This is a genomic window from Flavobacterium sp. (assembly GCF_017985075.1).
Classification (GTDB): Bacteria; Bacteroidota; Bacteroidia; order Flavobacteriales; family Flavobacteriaceae; genus Flavobacterium.
Window position 1 is genome coordinate 1 of sequence record NZ_JAGNYF010000034.1, and the last position, 1,354, is coordinate 1,354.

General features: G+C 37.0%; 1 protein-coding gene. It reads left to right on the top strand.

Going from position 1 to position 1,354, the window contains the following annotated elements; translation table 11 throughout:
* Positions 1-1,354 (top strand): hypothetical protein (locus KA468_RS07535; RefSeq protein WP_291242330.1); only part of this gene is annotated, 1,354 nt, incomplete at both ends.

The following is a 1,354-nucleotide window of genomic DNA, read 5'->3' on the forward strand; positions in this document are numbered from 1 at the left end:
GATACGAATATTTCAACAGTAAATTCTAATAATACGGCACTTCAATCTACCGTTACGGCAAATGCTACAGCTGCTACTTCAGCAATTGCAGCAGTGCAAGCCGATGTGGATGCAAATGAAACAGCAGTAAATAATGCTATAGCTTTAAAAGAAGATTCAGCAAACAAAACACTTGATTTGACAACAGTTGATGGAACATCGGATATAAAATTTCCATCGGCAAAAGCAACAAAAGATTATGTTGATTCTCAAATAGCAACAGGTGTTGTAGATGCAAGTACTTTGATAAAAGGTAAAGTTCGCTTAGCTGGAGATTTAACTGGCACCGCAGATTCACCTGCAGTTGCGGATGGAGCAATTACTACTGCTAAAATCAACAATGCGGCTGTAACCAACGCTAAAATAGACAAAGCAAATATTCCATTGAGTGGATTTGCAGCAGCAGCAGCTGATGTTGATTTAGGTTCAAATAAATTAACCAATGTTACAGATCCAACTAGTGCACAAGATGCCGCAACAAAAAATTATGTAGATACTGCTACTTCTGGAATCACAACATTAGATGATGGAAAAATCTATTTAGGTAATGCATCTAACGTGGCAACAGAAGTAACTCCAACAGGTGATGTAACCATAACGAATGCGGGAGTTACAGCTATTGGAGCAAGTAAAGTTGTAACTGCGATGTTAGCTACTGATGCAGTTACTACTGCTAAAATACTAAACGCTAATGTAACTACTGCTAAATTAGCAGATGATGCAGTTGAAACAGCAAAAATTAAAAACGCGAATGTAACTAATGCTAAATTAGCTACAGGAATAGATGCCACCAAGTTGGCTGATGGTTCGGTAACCAATACAGAATTACAATATATAGGTACATTAGCATCAGATGCACAAACACAAATTGATGCATTAAGCACTGCTGGAACTACAAATACTACTGCTATTACTGCTATCAATACTTTAGATGATGGAAAAATCTACTTAGGAAATGCATCTAACGTGGCAACAGAAGTAACTCCAACAGGTGATGTAACCATAACAAATGCGGGAGTTACAGCTATTGGAACAAGTAAAGTTGTAACTGCGATGTTAGCTACTGATGCGGTAACTACAGCAAAAATTACTAACGGCAATGTAACTACAGCTAAATTAGCAGATGATGCCGTTGAAACAACAAAAATTAAAAATGCGAATGTAACTAATGCTAAATTAGACAAATCGAATATTCCATTGAGTGGATTTGCAGCAGCAGCAGCTGATGTTGATTTAGGTTCAAATAAATTAACCAATGTTACAGATCCAACTAGTGCACAAGATGCCGCAACAAAAAATTATGTAGATACTGCTA